Consider the following 16,534-nt stretch of genomic DNA (forward strand, 5'->3'; position numbering starts at 1 on the left):
TATTTATTCTCACGTAGAACAAAATTGTCAATAATGTCCAAAAGCCGAATTTCGAGTATACTGCCCCGCTGCAAGAATTTTCCAGAAAAATAAAAAATGATCTGGAAGCAATGTGTTAACACAGAATAAAAATTCTACATTTATAAATAATGAATTGGCATTTGCCAGGGAGAACTTATGTACAAGCTATTACCAAGCGTTTTACTATTTTTGATACTTACCATGCCGTATAGTGTCATTGCCCATGAAGGGGAAGATCACGCGCACGATGAACCCGCTGCGGGGTCGTCATCACAATTGGAGAGCGGTAATGGGTGGCGAGTTATTCGTTCGCTTGAAATAGGCACTTCAGGAAAATTCGTTCATATGGTACATATTGACCATAGTGTCTATACAGATAAAACCATTTATAGCGCTGCTATCAATAGAATTTGCCCTTCCGATACCGAATTTTGCAGAATCAGATTCTGGAGTCAAGAGCGTTTTATACCGGAAAAAGTTTCTCTAACAACCGAACAAAATAAACAATTAAAAGCTGAATATTTAGTGAATAAGACTGCTGGAACTCATCAATTACGTTGGTCTTGCAGCGTTGATCCCGATAAGAAACATTGCTTCTAGAATTAAAACGCCGCAGTAGCACGCAATAAACTTGGATAAGTAGTGCAAAAATAAAAGAAATTACGCTATTGTAATTTTAGATATGTAAAGCACGCTTATCCACGCCAAGAGCAGCTTCATGAAACACTTCCGATAGAGACGGATGAGCATGAACAATACAAGCAATGTCTTCACTGCTGGCTGAAAATTTCATCGCCATTACCGCTTCTGAAATAAGTTCTGAAACATGCGGTCCGATCATATGAACACCCAATACACGATCAGTTTTTTCATCTGCTAATATTTTAATAAATCCGCTGGTCTCACCCATGGCACGCGCACGTCCGTTAGCAATAAAGGGAAACTGCCCGGCTTTATAGGCGATGCCGGCAGCTTTCAATTCCTGTTCATTTTTCCCCACCCAGGCAATTTCGGGTGCAGTATAAATAACCCAGGGTACGATATTAAAATCGACCGGCTCATTTTCACTCACTTGCCCTTTCTCAAGGTGCATGATCATTTCAGCTACGGCCACGCCTTCTTCAGATGCTTTATGCGCCAGCATTGGACCGCGCACCACGTCTCCCACCGCATAAACGTTAGTCAGATTGGTGCGGCAGTATTGATCAACCGTAATAAATCCACGCTCATCCAATAGCAAACCATTATCTTTAACACCCAATCCTGTGGTATTTGGGATACGGCCAATGGCAATAATTAATTTATCAACTTCTAAGATCTGCTCCTGATTGCTGGAATCGCTGTAATTAACAACCACACTATTCTTGGATGTTTTGATCGACTTGATGTTAATTCCGGTATTGATTTGCAAACCGGCTTCTTTGGCAAATATGCTCTTAGCTTCTTTGGCTATCTGTTCATCAGCCGCCATTAGGAATCCAGGCATCGCTTCCAGAATGGTAACTTCTGCCCCTAGCCGGCGCCATACACTGCCCATTTCAAGGCCGATAACACCTGCACCAATAACACCCAGCCGTTTGGGCACCTCCGTTAACGCTAATGCGCCGGCATTATCCAGGATCCGATCGTTATCAATCGGTGCAATCGATAACGATCGCGGTATCGAACCGGTTGCTATGATGACGTGCTTTGCCTGAATAGTTTCCGTATTGCCACTATCATCAACATTTATTTGCCAAATATTTGCGGACGCTTCCCGCTTTAATAATGTTCCTTTGCCATGCATCGATTTAACTTTATTCTTCTTAAATAACGAGGCAATACCGGTAGTAAACGTAGTAACAATTTTGTCTTTGCGCGCAATCATGACAGGAACATCCACAGATACATTTTCTGTTGTAATGCCGTGAGCGGATAATTTGTGTTTTATCTGATAATAATTTTCCGAAGATTCCAGCAAGGCTTTCGATGGAATACAGCCTACATTTAAACAGGTACCGCCGAGGCTTGCCTTTCCTTTTGAATTTTTCCATTCATCGATACATATCGTATTCAAGCCAAGCTGTGCACAGCGGATCGCAGCAACATACCCCCCCGGACCCGCACCAATTACTGCTACATCAAATGTTTCTGACATGATTAAAGCCTTATGAAAAAATCTTATTAATGACGAAGTGATTTTAAATTAAAATGATGCTGTTGTTTATGATTCGATTCGATTTGATTTGATCAATACATCACAAGTCTACTGAAATGGCAGTTCTTGACTTTCGCATCCAATCGCGCCGATCTCACGAACTGCTTGGACATAATCGCCACTTTCGTGCAATTTTGTCAGTGAGCCAAAATTATTCCTGGCGTGCATACGGGCAAGACGAGAAAGGCTAGTCGCCGACATCTCCCAATGCAGTCCGGTTAAAATTTCATCTGCACCCGAGGAATTATTACAAACCAGTATCATGTCACAGCCTGCGGTGAGCGCAGCTTGTGCGCGCAAGAGCATTGATTCCAGGTAATCCCCGGCACCACGCATACTCAAATCATCACTAAAAATACAACCTTCGAACTGTAATTCCGTACGTAAAATTTTTTGTAACCAGATCGTTGAAAAACCAGCCGGTTTTTGCTCGATTTCTGGATAGATCACATGTGCCGGCATGATTCCAGCCAATCCTGAGTCAATCATGTGTTGGAATGGAATGAGATCATTCATTTCGATATCGATGTACCGGCGCTGATCAATTGATTTTTCCAGATGCGAATCGGTTTGGATATAGCCGTGACCTGGAAAATGTTTGCCTATCGCCAGCATGCCGCCTTTTCTAAGGCCCAGCATCAAATTATGTGCGAGATCTGAAACCGTGTTGGGATCATGATGGAAAGCACGATCCCCGATAACGCAGCTTTGTCCATGATCCAGATCCAGCACCGGTGTGAAACTGAAATCCACGCCGCAAGCGTTTAACTCCGCTGCCAGAACAAAGCCAACCTGTATTGCAAGATGGCGGGCGCGAGCAGGTTGCTTATCCCATATTTTCCCCAATTCACGCATGGCGGGCAATTTTGTGAAATCTTTCTGAAAACGCTGAACACGGCCACCTTCGTGGTCAACCGCGATTAGTAAGTGGGGATTTCGTAACGCATGAATCTGCTGCGTTAATTCCGTCAGCTGACGATTGTTGGAATAATTTCGCGTAAAGAGTATGACGCCACCCGTGAGCGGGTGTAAAAGCCTTTTTATATCATCTTCGGTCAGTTGTGTACCGGCGATATCGAGCATCACTGGACCAAGTGACACGATTACTTCTCCAGCACGACAAAAGCGCAAGCCATATTTATTTCATCACTGATGGAAAGATGATGTTGCGTAATACCTTTGTCGCTGATTAATTGATTGAGTTCAGGATGAAACTCAAAAAACGGTTTTCCCAGGCTATCATGAGTAATCGTAATATACGTCAAATTAACTGGATGGCGCAAACCGGTTCCCATCGCCTTCGACAGAGCCTCTTTCGCAGCAAAGCGGCTGGCTAGAAACAGAACGGGCTTACTGCTTGAGTGGTACTCCGGCCATTCGCTATCGGTTAATATGCGTCGCGCAAACCGTTCTCCAAAACGATCCAGTGATTGTGCAATCCGAGACGATTCTACAATATCGGTTCCAATACCATAGATCATTCGCGCGCCTCAAGCATGAGTTGTTTCATCTCTTGTACTGCTTGCTTAAAACCAACAAAAATAGCTCTGGCAACTATAGCATGACCGATATTCAATTCGGATATTTCAGGTAAGGCAGCAATCGGTTGAACATTTTCATAATGCAGGCCATGCCCGGCATTTACTTTTAAACCAAGATCAATGCCCATTGCAACCGCTTTTTTTACTTCGACGAATTGCTTTTCCTGCGCCTCCGGAGTAACTGCGTCGGCATAACTACCCGTATGGATCTCGATAACCGGTGCACCGGCGCGAGCTGCTGCATCGATTTGCAGCGGATCGGCATTGATGAAAAGCGAAACATGTATTCCCGCTTCCCCCAACTTCTGGCAAACACGTTTTATTTGATCAAAATATTTCACCACATCCAGTCCGCCTTCTGTCGTCAACTCCTCGCGTCTCTCAGGCACTAGGCAAATATCATGGGGCTTTATTTTAAGTGCAATAGCGATCATTTCTTCAGTCACGGCACTTTCAAGATTCATTCTTGTCGTTAACCGATCGCGTAGAATCTCCACATCGCGATCCTGAATATGGCGGCGATCCTCACGCAAATGCAATGTGATGGCATCAGCACCAGCAGATTCAGCGATCAGTGCCGCTTCAATTGGATCCGGATAGCTTGTTCCACGTGCCTGTCTTAATGTGGCCACATGATCAATATTGACGCCTAATTCAATCATAATTTATGTTTCCAAAAATGCCAGCAAGTAAGAATAGCTGATATCTGATTATTCATAACCTAGATTTCTTAATACACTTTCACTATCAGCCCACCCACTTTTAACTTTAACCCAGACCTCCAGATATACTTTACCCCCCACTAACAGCTCCATATCCTTACGTGCCTGGCTGGCTATTTGCTTTAACTTCTCGCCTTTTTTTCCAATAATAATTGCTTTCTGATTCGGTTTCTCAACAAGAATTGTTGCATAAATTCTGTGCAAATCGCCTTCTAGGTTAAACTGATCCACCACGACACTGGTTGAATAGGGAATTTCATCACCAACTAAACGGAACAGTTTCTCACGAATAAATTCTCCCGCAATAAACCGCTGACTGCGATCTGTTATTTCATCCTTATCAAATAAGGGTTGGTTAACTGGCAGATAGGTGCGGATTGTAGTAAGAAGCTCCGGTAATTGCATTTTATGTATGGCGCTAACCGGTATAATAGCTGCAAATTCAAATGTTTTTGCCATACTACCTAAGAAAGGCAGCAATTGATTCTTGTCAGCCAGCTTATCGATCTTATTCATCACTAAAATAACTGGAACATTCTTCGGAAGAATTTTTAGAGCAGTAAGATCGCGTTGATCAAAATGCATCGCTTCGATCACAAACAAAATAACATCCACATCTTGCATACTTTGCGTTACCACCCGGTTCATTGCAGTATTTAAACGGTTAGTATATTGCGTTTGAAATCCGGGTGTATCAACAAAAACAAATTGTGTTTGTTCATCCGTTAAAATGCCGTTAATCCGGAAACGGGTCGTTTGAGCTTTCTTGGATGTGATACTGATTTTTTGCTGCAGCAACTTATTCAGTAATGTTGATTTACCAACATTTGGACGGCCAATAATGGCAATGTAGCCAGTACGAAAATTGGCTTCAGTGGTCATTCTGACAAATCATAGCTATTAATGTAGTAACATTCATGTTATGAGTAATTTTGATGCGGGCATGCTTCTTCATAAGCTAACTTTGCCGCTGCTTGTTCTGCACTCCGGCGGCTTGCGCCTTCACCGAATGTACGAATATTAAACATGGGTATTACACATTCCACTTTAAATTTCTGTTTATGTGCTTTGCCGCTGGTTGTAACCACCACGTATTCCGGTAGTGCCAATTTCTGACTTTGCAAGAATTCCTGTAATAAGGTTTTTGGATCTTTACCTTGTGTTTTAAAATCAATACTCTGCATCAAAGGTAAGTAAAGTGTCCTAATCACATCTTCAGCCCGGGCATAATTACTATCCAGATAAATGGCACCTAATACCGCTTCCAAGGCATCAGCAAGAATGGAAGGACGATGACAACCACCGCTCTTTAGCTCGCCTTCCCCTAGTCGGATCAGCCTATCCATCTGCAGATTCAGCGCCATATCAGATAATGCCTGCTGATTAACAAAATTGGCGCGAAGCCGTGATAAATGTCCTTCCGGCAAGTCCGGAAAACATTTATAAATTAATCCAGCAATCGCACAATTCAATACGGCATCACCTAAGAATTCGAGACGTTCGTTGTGAAATGCACTATGACTTCGATGCGTCAGTGCTTCTTGCAGTAATTTGAACTGCGTGAAAGAATAATCTATGCGCTTACAGTATGTATCCAGTAAAAATTGATAATTACTTTGTATCGCGTCATTTGGCATCGTATTGCCTAGCATCAATCGCTGATGGCTTCAAAATCAATATTTAAGGACAGATTGGCGATGAGTGGAATTTTTGTTGTATATTCTGCGCTCAGGACAATGCGACCATTCTCTTTATTGATTTTAATATCTTGCCCATTAATGGATTTAATATTATCAATCTGGGCACGCCTATTAAACGATAGTCTTATTTGATTCAGATCCATATTCTGCGAATTAGTATCCTTGATTATTGCTGTTAAGTTTTTTTGGATTGTGGAATATTCAATATAAGCCGGGGCAATTCTCAAGCCGGAAATGGCAATCAAAATCAAGATCACAGACCACACCAGCAAACCAGATAAACTAATACCTTTTTGTTTTTGTAGCATCTTGTGATACCTCATGCTTTCCTCCTCGTCCAAGAAAAAGCTTCAAGCGTTATTTAATGGATAATCCAACTCGGCCAAAATCTCCAAAATTCCACCAAATTATAAAAGCCTTACCAACAATATTCTCTTCCGGAACAAAACCCCAATAACGGCTATCACTACTGCTGTCGCGATTATCACCCAGAGTGAAATATCTGCCTGCCGGTACTTCACAAGTGAATCCTGTACGATGATACTTACAATTATCTCGAAATTCGAACTCCCTGACATTGGAATATTGAAGTCCTTTCACATCCTGATTAATGAGAATCGAATGGCTATCTGCGTTTAAGTATTCAGAGAATTTGTCGGAATAAATATATCCAAACCCTGACTCAACATATTTGTAGTCGCCCTCGTATTCCATTTTTATCACCTCACCATTCACAATCAATTGTTTATTATGATAGGTGATCACATCGCCGGGTAGACCAATAACACGTTTGATGTAATCAATCGATGGATCTTCCGGATAGCGAAATACCAACACATCGCCACGCTTGGGTTCATTCATATCCAGAATTTTCTTGTTTAGAACTGGAAGCCGGATCCCGTACGTGTATTTATTGACTAGAATAAAATCGCCGACTAATAGTGTCGGTATCATTGAGCCAGAAGGTATTTTGAACGGTTCAATTACAAATGAGCGCAGACTAAAAACGATCAGAATGATTGGAAAAAAACTTTTAGGATACTCGATCCACCAAGGCTCACTTTCACCCGCAGCGCGTTTCTTTTTCCAAAATAAATAATCTAATAAACAAATACTACCGGTAATTACAAGTAGTACAAACAAAATCAAAGGAAAATTCATTTTAATTCCTTTGGTAACACATTAAATATTTCATTAAATCGATTCAGCTTTAACTCAAAATTAAATAAAAGAATTCTACTTTTAGTATTCATTATTTATTATCAACCTGCAAAATTGCCAGAAATGCTTCTTGCGGAATTTCTACATTGCCAACCCGTTTCATTCTCTTTTTACCTGCTTTTTGTTTCTCCAGCAACTTTCGTTTACGGCTTATATCGCCACCGTAGCATTTTGCCAACACATTCTTACGTAACGCCTTAACCGTCTCGCGCGAAATAATATGCGCGCCAATCGCCGCCTGAACGGCGATATCAAACATCTGACGAGGAATTAATTGGCGCATTTTTTGCACTAGCTCGCGGCCTCGATATTGACTGCTGCTTCGATGGATAATCAGGGATAACGCATCGACCTTATCACCATTGATCAATATATCCAGTTTTACTAAATCTGAGGCGCGAAATTCTTTGAATTCGTAATCTAATGAAGCATATCCACGGCTTGTCGATTTCAGACGATCAAAAAAATCCATGACAACTTCGTTTAAAGGCATTTCATAGGTCAGCATGACCTGCTTACCCATATATTGCATATTTGTTTGGTTCCCGCGTTTACTAACGCACAATGTAATCACTGCGCCAACAAATTCTTCCGGTACTAAGATCGTTGAAGTAATAATGGGCTCGCGAATTTCAGCAATTTTAGAAAGATCGGGGATTTTTGATGGATTTTCTATTTCAATCATCGTCCCATCGCGCATCAGTATTTGATAAACCACTGTCGGTGCAGTAGTAATCAAATCCATGTCATATTCTCTTTCTAACCGCTCCTGCACAATATCCATGTGCAGCAATCCGAGAAAACCGCAACGAAAACCGAAACCGAGCGCTTGGGATACTTCCGGTTCAAAATGGAGTGACGAATCGTTCAGTTTCAGTTTTTCCAGCGCTGAACGCAAAGCGTCATACTGATTGGATTCGATCGGGTACAATCCGGCAAATACCTGTGGTTTTATTTCTTTAAAACCCTGTAACGGTGTTTCGGCTGGACGAATTGCTAAAGTTACCGTATCACCTACTTTTGCCGCATCCAGCTCTTTGATGCCGGAGATGACAAAGCCAACTTCTCCTGCACTAAGCGTTTCACGATAGAGTGATTTCGGCACAAATACACCCACATGTTCACATGTCTGCACTGCCTTACTGGCCATTAGTAAAATCTTGTCACCCGGTTTTAAGGTGCCATCCATAACTCTGACCAAGATGACAACGCCAACATAATTATCAAACCAGGAATCGATAATCAGCGCTTTTAACGGTGCATTGGGATCTCCCTTCGGCGCGGGAATCTTTGCAATCAATGCTTCTAAAACATCTTCAACCCCTTCACCGGTTTTTGCGCTGACTCTAACCGCATCCTGCGCATCAATGCCAATGACTTCCTCAATGTTGCTGATAACGCGCACGGGATCGGCAGCCGGCAAATCTATCTTATTTAAAACTGGAACAACCTCAACACCTTGCTCAATCGCGGTATAACAATTTGCAACCGTCTGCGCCTCAACACCCTGCGATGCATCCACAACGAGAAGCGCCCCCTCACACGCGGCAAGAGAGCGAGAGACTTCGTAAGAAAAATCAACATGCCCGGGTGTATCAATTAAATTCAATAAATAAACCTCACCATTTCTTGCTTTATAGTGCAATGCAGCAGTCTGTGCTTTGATGGTAATGCCTCTTTCACGCTCCAAATCCATGGAGTCCAATACTTGCTCTTCCATTTCACGATCGGATAGGCCACCGCATAAATGGATAATACGATCTGCCAATGTGGATTTGCCGTGGTCAATATGTGCAATGATGGAGAAATTACGAATATGCTGCATCAGGATATGAAATATAAAAAAATAGATTCCTAGTAATAGGGGAAATTAACGTTGTAAAACTGGAAATTAAAATATTGTATTGACAGTTAAAAGGGGCAGCATTCTAACGAAATTTGCCAAGATAATCATCTAAAGCTGCCACATCAAGAAAGTAATGACAGATCATTTGGTTAGTCAATGGAGCCATCAGCACCGGAATCTTCTCTCCATAAAGCGCAATCAATTCTGGATCGGAATCGATATCAACAACCTGAAACTCAAAAGATACTTGTCTTTGCAAATTTTGCAGAGCAACTATCATGTCTTGACAAAGGTGACAATCTTCACGTCCATATACGATGAGTGTTTTTACTTGATCCGAGGCAAAGGGAGTTGACTCAATTTTTTTTGTCATCATCAGTAAGTTTCATGGTGATGAACGTCGTAATATCCCCTCTTTTAACGAGCAAAGCGATATTTTTTCCACTTTTTACTTGTTTGAGCAATTCATTAAACTGCTCAACACTATTCACATCTTTACTGTTAAATCCGAGAATGATATCTCCAATACGGACCCCTGAACGACTGGCAATACCGGCCTGCATGTCTTCAACCAATAATCCGTTCGAAATTTCCAATTGTTTCTTTTGCTCGGCTGTAATTTCGCTTAAAGCCAGCCCAAGCCGGTTTGAAGTATCCGGTTTTTTTCCTTGCTTGAGTTTCCGGTTTTCTGCCGCTTCATCAGATGGTGTTTCACCAACTTCGACTTTTACAGTTTTTAAAGAACCATCACGCCAAATCTGAATAGAAACTTTTGAACCCGGTTTGGTATTACCGACTGTACGTGGCAAATCAGCGGAGGTTGTAATTCTTTTTTCATCAAACTGCAATATGATATCGCGCGCTTTGATTCCTGCCCGATCTGCTGGACCGCCTTTTTCCACAGAAACGACTAAAGCGCCATTCCCATCAGACAGACCAAATGACTCTGCTAACTCTTTCGTTACTTCCTGAATCATTACGCCAATTCTTCCACGGCTTACTTTACCGCTGACTTTTAATTGATCCGCAATTTCAGTCGCAACATTAATCGGTATGGCAAATGACAATCCCATAAATCCACCCGTCCGGCTGTAGATTTGAGAATTGATACCAACCACTTCACCTCTCATGTTAAACAATGGTCCACCGGAATTTCCTGGATTGATCGCCACATCCGTTTGTATAAATGGAACATAATTTTCCTGTGCCAGCGAACGTCCTTTGGCACTCACGATACCAGCGGTTACGCTATGCTCGAAGCCGAAAGGTGAACCGATTGCAACTACCCATTCGCCAACTTTAAGATTTTCTGGATTTCCTTGTGTGACTTTGGGTAAATCAGTTGCATTTATCTTAATTAATGCAATATCTGTTTTTCGATCGGTGCCGATAATCTCTGCGACAAATTCACGCTTGTCATTCAGCTTTACAGTAATCTCATCAGCGGTTTCAACAACATGCGCATTGGTCAAAATATAACCATCCGAGCTAATAATAAAACCTGATCCCAAAGATTTAGGTTCAGATTTTCTCGGTGCGGGAAAAGGCTGCATATGCCGTTTAAAAAAATCATAAAAAGGTGAATTCTCAGGAATACCAGGTATTTCTGGAACAACTTGATTATTCAGTGTAGTTAAATTCTGGACGGCACTAATATTGACCACTGCTGCACCATGTTTTTCAACCAACCCAGTAAAATCTGGCAACTCATTGGCCTGTGCCAAAGCTGTTGATGAATAGAAAAGTAATGTGATTAATATAAGCTGAAGCATGATTTTCATCCTCACAATAAACCTGTGCAAGTAGTTAACGTTTATATGCATGTAATTTACCGATCAATTCGGGGAGTATATTCAATTCTCTAATCAGCGGAATGTATGAAGAAAAACAGGATATTTAACTGAATTCAGGCCAAAGCGCGCATAGTGACACGTCTTTGAATAATAAGCCAGTGTCAGATCAATTTCATTAAACTTTTTAATCCATGGCAGGAATACTAATCTACTTAGCGCTCTAATTGGCAAGAACTCAATCTTTCTTGATGACAGAATCCCCGATTAATTTTATAGTTTCCAGCGGCACTTCACCAACTGTTGTTATTTTATTATCGCCCAGTATACGAACATATATGTTAATCGCGCCATGGCTTGTAAAAAATCCTGGCAGGGATGCCGGAGCATCTTGAGTGATCGGCTCTATAAAAACAGAAACTGTTGCAAGTCCATCGGATAAAGCAATGTGATCCACCAGTGTAGGTTTCTCAGCTAGATTACGTTTCATTTCAACCAGCTTCTTGAAGCCAGCAGGCAGATTCATGACTTGCCACTTCAATTCACCCGCTTTTAAAAAGGAAGTAATTAAATCAGTTACCTTCCATTCTTCTTGAACCATGGATTGATTCGGCTTCAATGAATCGGAATGAATCTCTCCGCCAATTTCCAGTTGCGCAAAAGCGAATTGTTCAATGATTTCGCTACCATTTACCACTGCGGCTTTCAGTAGCAAACCCGTTTCAACATCAATCCAGAATTGATGGCCATGACGTAAAGAATCTCTTGGTATCAGCGACAGAACTTGACATTGATGATCCGTTACCCGTTCAAGCTTGTCTTCTTTAACGTAATAGTTTTCATCAATAACATTATCAAAAGGCCGGGGAAGAATATCAGGAAAAAACTTACGGAACCAGCGCTTCTCCGTGAATATTCTTCTACTCTCCGGCAGGTAACATTTCATCTCATCGTTATTACGAAAAACGATTCGCGGCGATCCATCTAAAACCTCGATTCTCTCACGTTCACTGATTGAATCGACTTTGTGAACGATACGTGACGTTTCTATATGACCATCAGCATAGTAAACAAATGTCCCAGAATAATTGTGTCGGCGCGGCGCATCGGCCATTCTCTTCAACCAATTAAGTGCACTTTCAGATGAACGGGGTAACTCTTGCGCGAATGTTGCTGGAAAACCAAATGCTAACAATAAAAACAGCGCGACTATTTTACGACTAATCATCTACCATATCTTTCGTGATATTCGGTTACACTATTAACATTAGTAGCTTGCCCGCGCATCGTGACCCCTGGAGAGAATTCTCTATGTACAAACAGATAATCATTAATTTCAATCGGGGGATGGGAATGATTATGTATTGCTGTTGGTGATGATAATGATGATGAAACTGGGATCGGCGCTATAGACAAATTATGATTATAATTCGGTTGTTCAGCCATGATTATTTGCTGGGGTTCATGTAAATTTTGCATGACTAACCAAGCTGAGACCATCGCTATCACAGAAGCTGCCACTGAAAATGCATAGACTTTCCGCTTCAGTTTTTTTTCTAAGTTAGATATATTTGGAGAAAGTACGGTTGGTTCGGCTTTTAATCTCTGACTAACGCCAGAAGATATGTTCATTGATAATTTGGATGATTGCCGCAATGTATCACCGATCAAATGATAAGCTTCCCATTCCCCCTGTAAATCATCATCCTTTCTTATTGCTTCAATAATATTTGAAACATCTCGTTGATTAAGTTCACCATCCATTAATGCAGATATTTTACTTTTCACATTACCACCTCTTGTCTTTACTAGTCCCTAATAAAGGACGCAGCTGTTCAGATATCGCTTCTCGTGCACGAAATATACGCGAACGCACTGTCCCTATGGGACAGTCCATAATATTCGCAATTTCTTCATAACTTAATCCATCAATCTCTCTTAAAGTAATTGCAGTACGCAATTCTTCAGGCAATGAGTCCAGTGTTTGATTAACTGTTTGAGCAATTTGTTTGCTCATCAGTTCACTTTCCGGTGTATTCATTTCCTTTAATAAACCGCTATCCTCAAAGTCCTCAGCGTCCTCATTATCAAACCCTTGCAAAACAGGAAGCTTACGTCCCTGAGATACCAGAAAATTCTTAGCAGTATTGATACCAATCCGGTATAACCATGTGTAAAAAGCACTATCTCCGCGAAATGAAGGTAATGCCCTATATGCTTTAATAAAAGCTTCTTGCGTAACATCCTCAACTTCAGCTGAATCGCGTATAAATTGCGATAACAAGCGAGCCAGCTTACGCTGATACTTAATGACTAGTAGATCAAATGCATGCTTATCTCCGCCTTGAACTCTTTCTACTAACTGTTGATCGATCTCCCGATCACCCATACCACATAATCCCTGAGCATTTGAATGAATTTATAATTTTATTCTTGTTCCATTGAATGTAGCATAATGACACAACAGAACAAGTATACCTATCCAAATCAATCTCGGGAACTACGTAACTACATCTCATACTTTCCAAAGACAATTAACCCTGTTAATTAGTTCACTATTTGACTCCCTGATATCAAAACAAAACTAATCTTTGAATACAGGCATGCAGCGCAGTGAGTCTGCTATTATTCAGACCTCTAGTTATTTAAAGATCACCCCCGCTTAATGTCTAAAAACAATTTTGATACGCTTATTATTGGCAGCGGATTGGCTGGATTCTCACTCGCATTGCATTTAGCACAGCACAAAAAGATATGTATCATAACTAAGCAAACTGCTGATTCAGGCGCCAGTTCATGGGCACAAGGCGGTATTGCAGCGGCGCTATCAAATGATGACTCCCCATCAAAGCATGTTCAAGATACGCTAATCGCCGGAGCGGGTTTATGCGATGAAGAAATCACTCGCTATGTTGCTGAAAATGCGGCTAACGCAATACACTGGTTGATAGACCAAGGTGTCATTTTCACCAGCGATCAGAAAAATGAAACGGGATATCACCTTACCAAAGAAGGTGGTCATAGCATGCGGCGAATTATTCACAGCGGTGATGCAACGGGAAAAGCTGTACAACAAGCATTAATCCAGAAAATAAGAACGCACCCGAATATTTCCGTATTGGAACATCATATCGCGATTGATCTAATCACCAGTGACAAACTACCTGATTATGCGGATACGCAGCACAAACGATGCTTTGGCGCTTACGTTCTCGACAAGAAAAAAGATCAAGTACTGACATTTACAGCACAAAACACCGTGCTCGCAACAGGCGGGGCCAGCAAAGTTTATCTCTATACCACAAATCCAGATACAGCGACTGGCGATGGAATTGCGATGGGTTGGCGGGCAGGTTGTCGAATAGCCAATATGGAATTTATTCAATTTCACCCGACTTGTCTTTATCATCCCCATGCAAAATCATTTTTAATCAGCGAAGCCGTCCGTGGCGAAGGTGGGTTATTGAAACTCTCTAATGGTGATCGCTTCATGCCCTGGCACGATCAACGCGCGGAACTAGCACCCCGTGATATTGTCGCTCGCGCCATTGATTTTGAAATGAAAAAAAGGGGATTGGATTGCGTCTATCTGGATATATCCCATAAACCAGCCAGCTTTCTAAAAGAACATTTCCCAACAATTTACGCCCGCTGTCTGGAACTGGGAATCGATATTACCAAAGAACCGATTCCTGTTGTTCCCGCTGCACACTACACGTGCGGCGGTGTTGTTACCGACAAGCATGGCAAAACTGACTTAAATAATCTCTATGCCATCGGAGAAACCGCGCATACGGGATTACATGGTGCCAACCGCTTAGCCAGTAACTCACTGCTAGAATGCCTGGTATTGGCCCAAGCTGCAGGTAACAACATTCGCAATCAAGATGCAAATGAGTTACCAAAATTGCCTGATTGGGATGAAAGCCGTGTTACAGACGCCGATGAAGAAATCGTCATTGCACACAATTGGGATGAATTACGTCGTTTTATGTGGAATTATGTCGGCATTGTCCGCACTACAAAACGGCTACAGCGGGCTCAGCGCCGCATTGAGTTATTACGAGAAGAAATCAATGAATACTATACAAATTTTCGCGTCACAAGTGATCTGCTAGAGTTACGCAATCTTGTCGACAGCGCCGATTTAATCGTACGTAGCGCAATGCTGCGTCACGAAAGCCGGGGATTACACTACAGTAAAGATTACCCGGATACATTACCGATAGCCGAAAATACTGTGCTTCAAAGGGAAATTTTTTAAACAATAGCTTCAAAATTTGTTCGAATCGGCTTTACCTTCAGCACCAATCAAACAAGAGTTGTGACTTTTATGGTGTTGCCAGTCCACAGAAGCCTGCGTTACACTCATCCCCTCTAGTAGTCAGTCAGTTCGAAAAACGAGGATACAAGCGTGCCAGTTTGCGACGAGCATCCTGAGAAGTGAAGCGCCAATTGACGGGAGCAGCTTTGGCATTGCAGGCATTGACATTTGCCTCTACTTCACGGCGCAGATGATCTTTGTCTGGAATGCGTTGTGTCAGGCACATATTGAACAGCACAGCCAGCTCGATTTCGGCAATGTTTAACCAACTACCGTGCTTGTGGGGGTGTAATGGAATTCCAGTCTTCGCGCTAAAGCGTGAAGAAAAGCCGGTCACTCATCGTCTCAACCAAACTAGCCAGCGCGACACCTTCGTCACCGCCCGCTTTCTTAGTGTACTCACGCACTCGTTTATCAAACCACTCAAACGCTTTACGCAAACTGTGCTCGGAAGCGCGAAAACCGCGTTGCGGCAAGTGACCCAGCGGCACCAAATAAGTCTGAAAATAATGATCATTGTTGCGATTCAGCGTCAATTTGCTGCGCGACACCAGCGTAACCGGATCCAGATAGCCGATATAGGTTTGGCGTATTTGCTCGATACGCTGCTGGTTATTCTCTGGATTGTTCTTTTCTTCAATCAGCCGCTTAAGATTCTTGAGCGCAGTCAGAACAATCAGAGTCAGCGTTGTCAAGCGCTGCTGACCGTCAATGACATCAAAATTCTTGTCATCCTGAGATTGCAGAACCAAATAGCCCATATAATGAGCTGGCTCTCCGCCTTTCTGGATGGTGCCGAGAATATCCATCCACAGATCTTCCCATTCATCTTCCGTCCAACTGTAATCACGCTGAAAACGTGGAATGCGATAGGTCAGGCCATTACCGATCAGTTTCCGGTAGGTACTGTTTTCAGTTTTAAAATTTGTCGCTGACATCACTCACTCCTTCGTATTCTCTCAGCTTGATACTTGCAAAACGGTGAATTCTAACTTGCCAGTCTCCTGCAATGATTTCAAACTGGTCTTATCTATTCATTTTATCTCAGAAGTGTCCGGAGATTTAATTGAATAGATTCAGTTGGTTATTATTGTTCGACATGGTTATTTGCACATCGGTATTTTTAACCAATTGATCGATAGGTATTTTTTCGAAAAGAGTTAGGCTTAAAA

Annotated in this window: 17 protein-coding genes and 1 pseudogene; 2 read left to right on the forward strand and 16 right to left on the reverse strand. The window is 42.0% G+C overall.

What is annotated here, in order from left to right; all coding sequences use genetic code 11:
- The first annotated feature begins 177 nt into the window (after positions 1-177).
- Positions 178-621, forward strand: a complete 444-nt coding sequence (locus tag QZ942_RS08260) for a hypothetical protein (RefSeq protein WP_292994508.1) — start codon at positions 178-180, stop codon at positions 619-621.
- A gap of 76 nt (positions 622-697) precedes the next feature.
- Here QZ942_RS08260 and lpdA read toward each other — a convergent pair whose 3' ends face one another.
- The 14 genes from lpdA to rpoE all read right to left on the reverse strand — a co-directional run bounded on the left by lpdA (position 698) and on the right by rpoE (position 13,427).
- The gene (gene lpdA, locus QZ942_RS08265) at positions 698-2,158 is read right to left on the reverse strand and encodes a dihydrolipoyl dehydrogenase (RefSeq protein WP_292994510.1); all 1,461 of its coding nucleotides are present in this window, start codon (positions 2,156-2,158) and stop codon (positions 698-700) included.
- 108 nt (positions 2,159-2,266) lie between these two features.
- The gene (nagZ, locus tag QZ942_RS08270) at positions 2,267-3,319 is read right to left on the reverse strand and encodes a beta-N-acetylhexosaminidase (RefSeq protein ID WP_292994512.1); all 1,053 of its coding nucleotides are present in this window, start codon (positions 3,317-3,319) and stop codon (positions 2,267-2,269) included.
- Between the two features lie 2 nt (positions 3,320-3,321).
- Entirely contained in the window at positions 3,322-3,699 is a 378-nt protein-coding gene (gene acpS, locus QZ942_RS08275) for a holo-ACP synthase (protein ID WP_292994514.1), read from the reverse strand.
- Positions 3,696-4,421, reverse strand: a complete 726-nt coding sequence (gene pdxJ, locus QZ942_RS08280; RefSeq protein ID WP_292994516.1) for a pyridoxine 5'-phosphate synthase — start codon at positions 4,419-4,421, stop codon at positions 3,696-3,698. Before pdxJ ends, acpS begins: the two co-directional genes overlap by 4 nt.
- 48 nt (positions 4,422-4,469) lie before the next feature.
- Entirely contained in the window at positions 4,470-5,363 is an 894-nt protein-coding gene (era, locus tag QZ942_RS08285; RefSeq protein ID WP_292994518.1) for a GTPase Era, read from the reverse strand.
- Positions 5,364-5,401: 38 nt separating this feature from the next.
- Positions 5,402-6,118 carry a ribonuclease III gene (gene rnc / locus QZ942_RS08290; protein ID WP_292994544.1) on the reverse strand — a complete coding sequence of 239 codons (717 nt, stop codon included), beginning with the start codon at positions 6,116-6,118 and terminating at the stop codon, positions 5,402-5,404.
- Positions 6,119-6,132: 14 nt separating this feature from the next.
- Entirely contained in the window at positions 6,133-6,504 is a 372-nt protein-coding gene (locus tag QZ942_RS08295; RefSeq protein ID WP_292994520.1) for a DUF4845 domain-containing protein, read from the reverse strand.
- Between the two features lie 34 nt (positions 6,505-6,538).
- The gene (lepB, locus tag QZ942_RS08300; protein ID WP_292994522.1) at positions 6,539-7,342 is read right to left on the reverse strand and encodes a signal peptidase I; all 804 of its coding nucleotides are present in this window, start codon (positions 7,340-7,342) and stop codon (positions 6,539-6,541) included.
- Between the two features lie 91 nt (positions 7,343-7,433).
- Positions 7,434-9,230, reverse strand: coding sequence for a translation elongation factor 4 (gene lepA / locus QZ942_RS08305; protein WP_292994546.1), 1,797 nt, complete (start codon positions 9,228-9,230; stop codon positions 7,434-7,436).
- A gap of 100 nt (positions 9,231-9,330) precedes the next feature.
- Complete coding sequence (locus tag QZ942_RS08310) at positions 9,331-9,624, reverse strand: glutaredoxin family protein (RefSeq protein ID WP_366836280.1); 294 nt, start codon at positions 9,622-9,624, stop codon at positions 9,331-9,333.
- Positions 9,605-11,020 (reverse strand): DegQ family serine endoprotease, encoded by a 1,416-nt coding sequence (locus QZ942_RS08315; RefSeq protein ID WP_292994524.1) that lies wholly within the window; start codon positions 11,018-11,020, stop codon positions 9,605-9,607. Before QZ942_RS08315 ends, QZ942_RS08310 begins: the two co-directional genes overlap by 20 nt.
- Before the next feature lie 256 nt (positions 11,021-11,276).
- Complete coding sequence (locus tag QZ942_RS08320; protein ID WP_292994526.1) at positions 11,277-12,266, reverse strand: MucB/RseB C-terminal domain-containing protein; 990 nt, start codon at positions 12,264-12,266, stop codon at positions 11,277-11,279.
- Positions 12,263-12,826: a sigma-E factor negative regulatory protein gene (locus QZ942_RS08325; protein WP_292994528.1), complete on the reverse strand. Its 564-nt coding sequence runs from the start codon at positions 12,824-12,826 to the stop codon at positions 12,263-12,265. The genes QZ942_RS08320 and QZ942_RS08325 overlap by 4 nt, the downstream gene beginning before the upstream one ends.
- Before the next feature lies 1 nt (position 12,827).
- Positions 12,828-13,427, reverse strand: a complete 600-nt coding sequence (gene rpoE, locus QZ942_RS08330) for an RNA polymerase sigma factor RpoE (protein ID WP_292994530.1) — start codon at positions 13,425-13,427, stop codon at positions 12,828-12,830.
- Positions 13,428-13,703: 276 nt separating this feature from the next.
- On the opposite strand from rpoE, the gene nadB reads away from it, so the two are divergent.
- The gene (nadB, locus tag QZ942_RS08335; RefSeq protein WP_292994532.1) at positions 13,704-15,302 is read left to right on the forward strand and encodes an L-aspartate oxidase; all 1,599 of its coding nucleotides are present in this window, start codon (positions 13,704-13,706) and stop codon (positions 15,300-15,302) included.
- Positions 15,303-15,426: 124 nt separating this feature from the next.
- Here the strand turns inward: nadB and QZ942_RS08340 are convergent.
- Together QZ942_RS08340 and QZ942_RS08345 are read right to left on the reverse strand one after the other, a co-directional pair.
- Positions 15,427-15,668 (reverse strand): annotated as a pseudogene (locus tag QZ942_RS08340) (IS630 family transposase); the annotation flags it as partial.
- Positions 15,669-15,673: 5 nt separating this feature from the next.
- Positions 15,674-16,300 carry a DUF262 domain-containing protein gene (locus tag QZ942_RS08345; protein ID WP_292994534.1) on the reverse strand — a complete coding sequence of 209 codons (627 nt, stop codon included), beginning with the start codon at positions 16,298-16,300 and terminating at the stop codon, positions 15,674-15,676.
- Positions 16,301-16,534: the final 234 nt, after the last annotated feature.

This window comes from Nitrosomonas sp. (assembly GCF_021731985.1).
Taxonomy (GTDB): Bacteria; Pseudomonadota; Gammaproteobacteria; order Burkholderiales; family Nitrosomonadaceae; genus Nitrosomonas.

Coding starts and splice junctions, on each gene's coding strand:
- QZ942_RS08295 (WP_292994520.1), bottom strand. CDS start 6,504: ATGAGGTATCACAAGATGCTACAAAAACAAAAAGGTATTAGTTTATCT.
- nadB (WP_292994532.1), top strand. CDS start 13,704: ATGTCTAAAAACAATTTTGATACGCTTATTATTGGCAGCGGATTGGCT.
- pdxJ (WP_292994516.1), bottom strand. CDS start 4,421: ATGATTGAATTAGGCGTCAATATTGATCATGTGGCCACATTAAGACAG.
- rnc (WP_292994544.1), bottom strand. CDS start 6,118: ATGCCAAATGACGCGATACAAAGTAATTATCAATTTTTACTGGATACA.
- QZ942_RS08310 (WP_366836280.1), bottom strand. CDS start 9,624: ATGATGACAAAAAAAATTGAGTCAACTCCCTTTGCCTCGGATCAAGTA.
- lepB (WP_292994522.1), bottom strand. CDS start 7,342: ATGAATTTTCCTTTGATTTTGTTTGTACTACTTGTAATTACCGGTAGT.
- rpoE (WP_292994530.1), bottom strand. CDS start 13,427: ATGGGTGATCGGGAGATCGATCAACAGTTAGTAGAAAGAGTTCAAGGC.
- QZ942_RS08315 (WP_292994524.1), bottom strand. CDS start 11,020: ATGCTTCAGCTTATATTAATCACATTACTTTTCTATTCATCAACAGCT.
- acpS (WP_292994514.1), bottom strand. CDS start 3,699: ATGATCTATGGTATTGGAACCGATATTGTAGAATCGTCTCGGATTGCA.
- era (WP_292994518.1), bottom strand. CDS start 5,363: ATGACCACTGAAGCCAATTTTCGTACTGGCTACATTGCCATTATTGGC.
- QZ942_RS08320 (WP_292994526.1), bottom strand. CDS start 12,266: ATGATTAGTCGTAAAATAGTCGCGCTGTTTTTATTGTTAGCATTTGGT.
- lpdA (WP_292994510.1), bottom strand. CDS start 2,158: ATGTCAGAAACATTTGATGTAGCAGTAATTGGTGCGGGTCCGGGGGGG.
- QZ942_RS08260 (WP_292994508.1), top strand. CDS start 178: ATGTACAAGCTATTACCAAGCGTTTTACTATTTTTGATACTTACCATG.
- QZ942_RS08345 (WP_292994534.1), bottom strand. CDS start 16,300: ATGTCAGCGACAAATTTTAAAACTGAAAACAGTACCTACCGGAAACTG.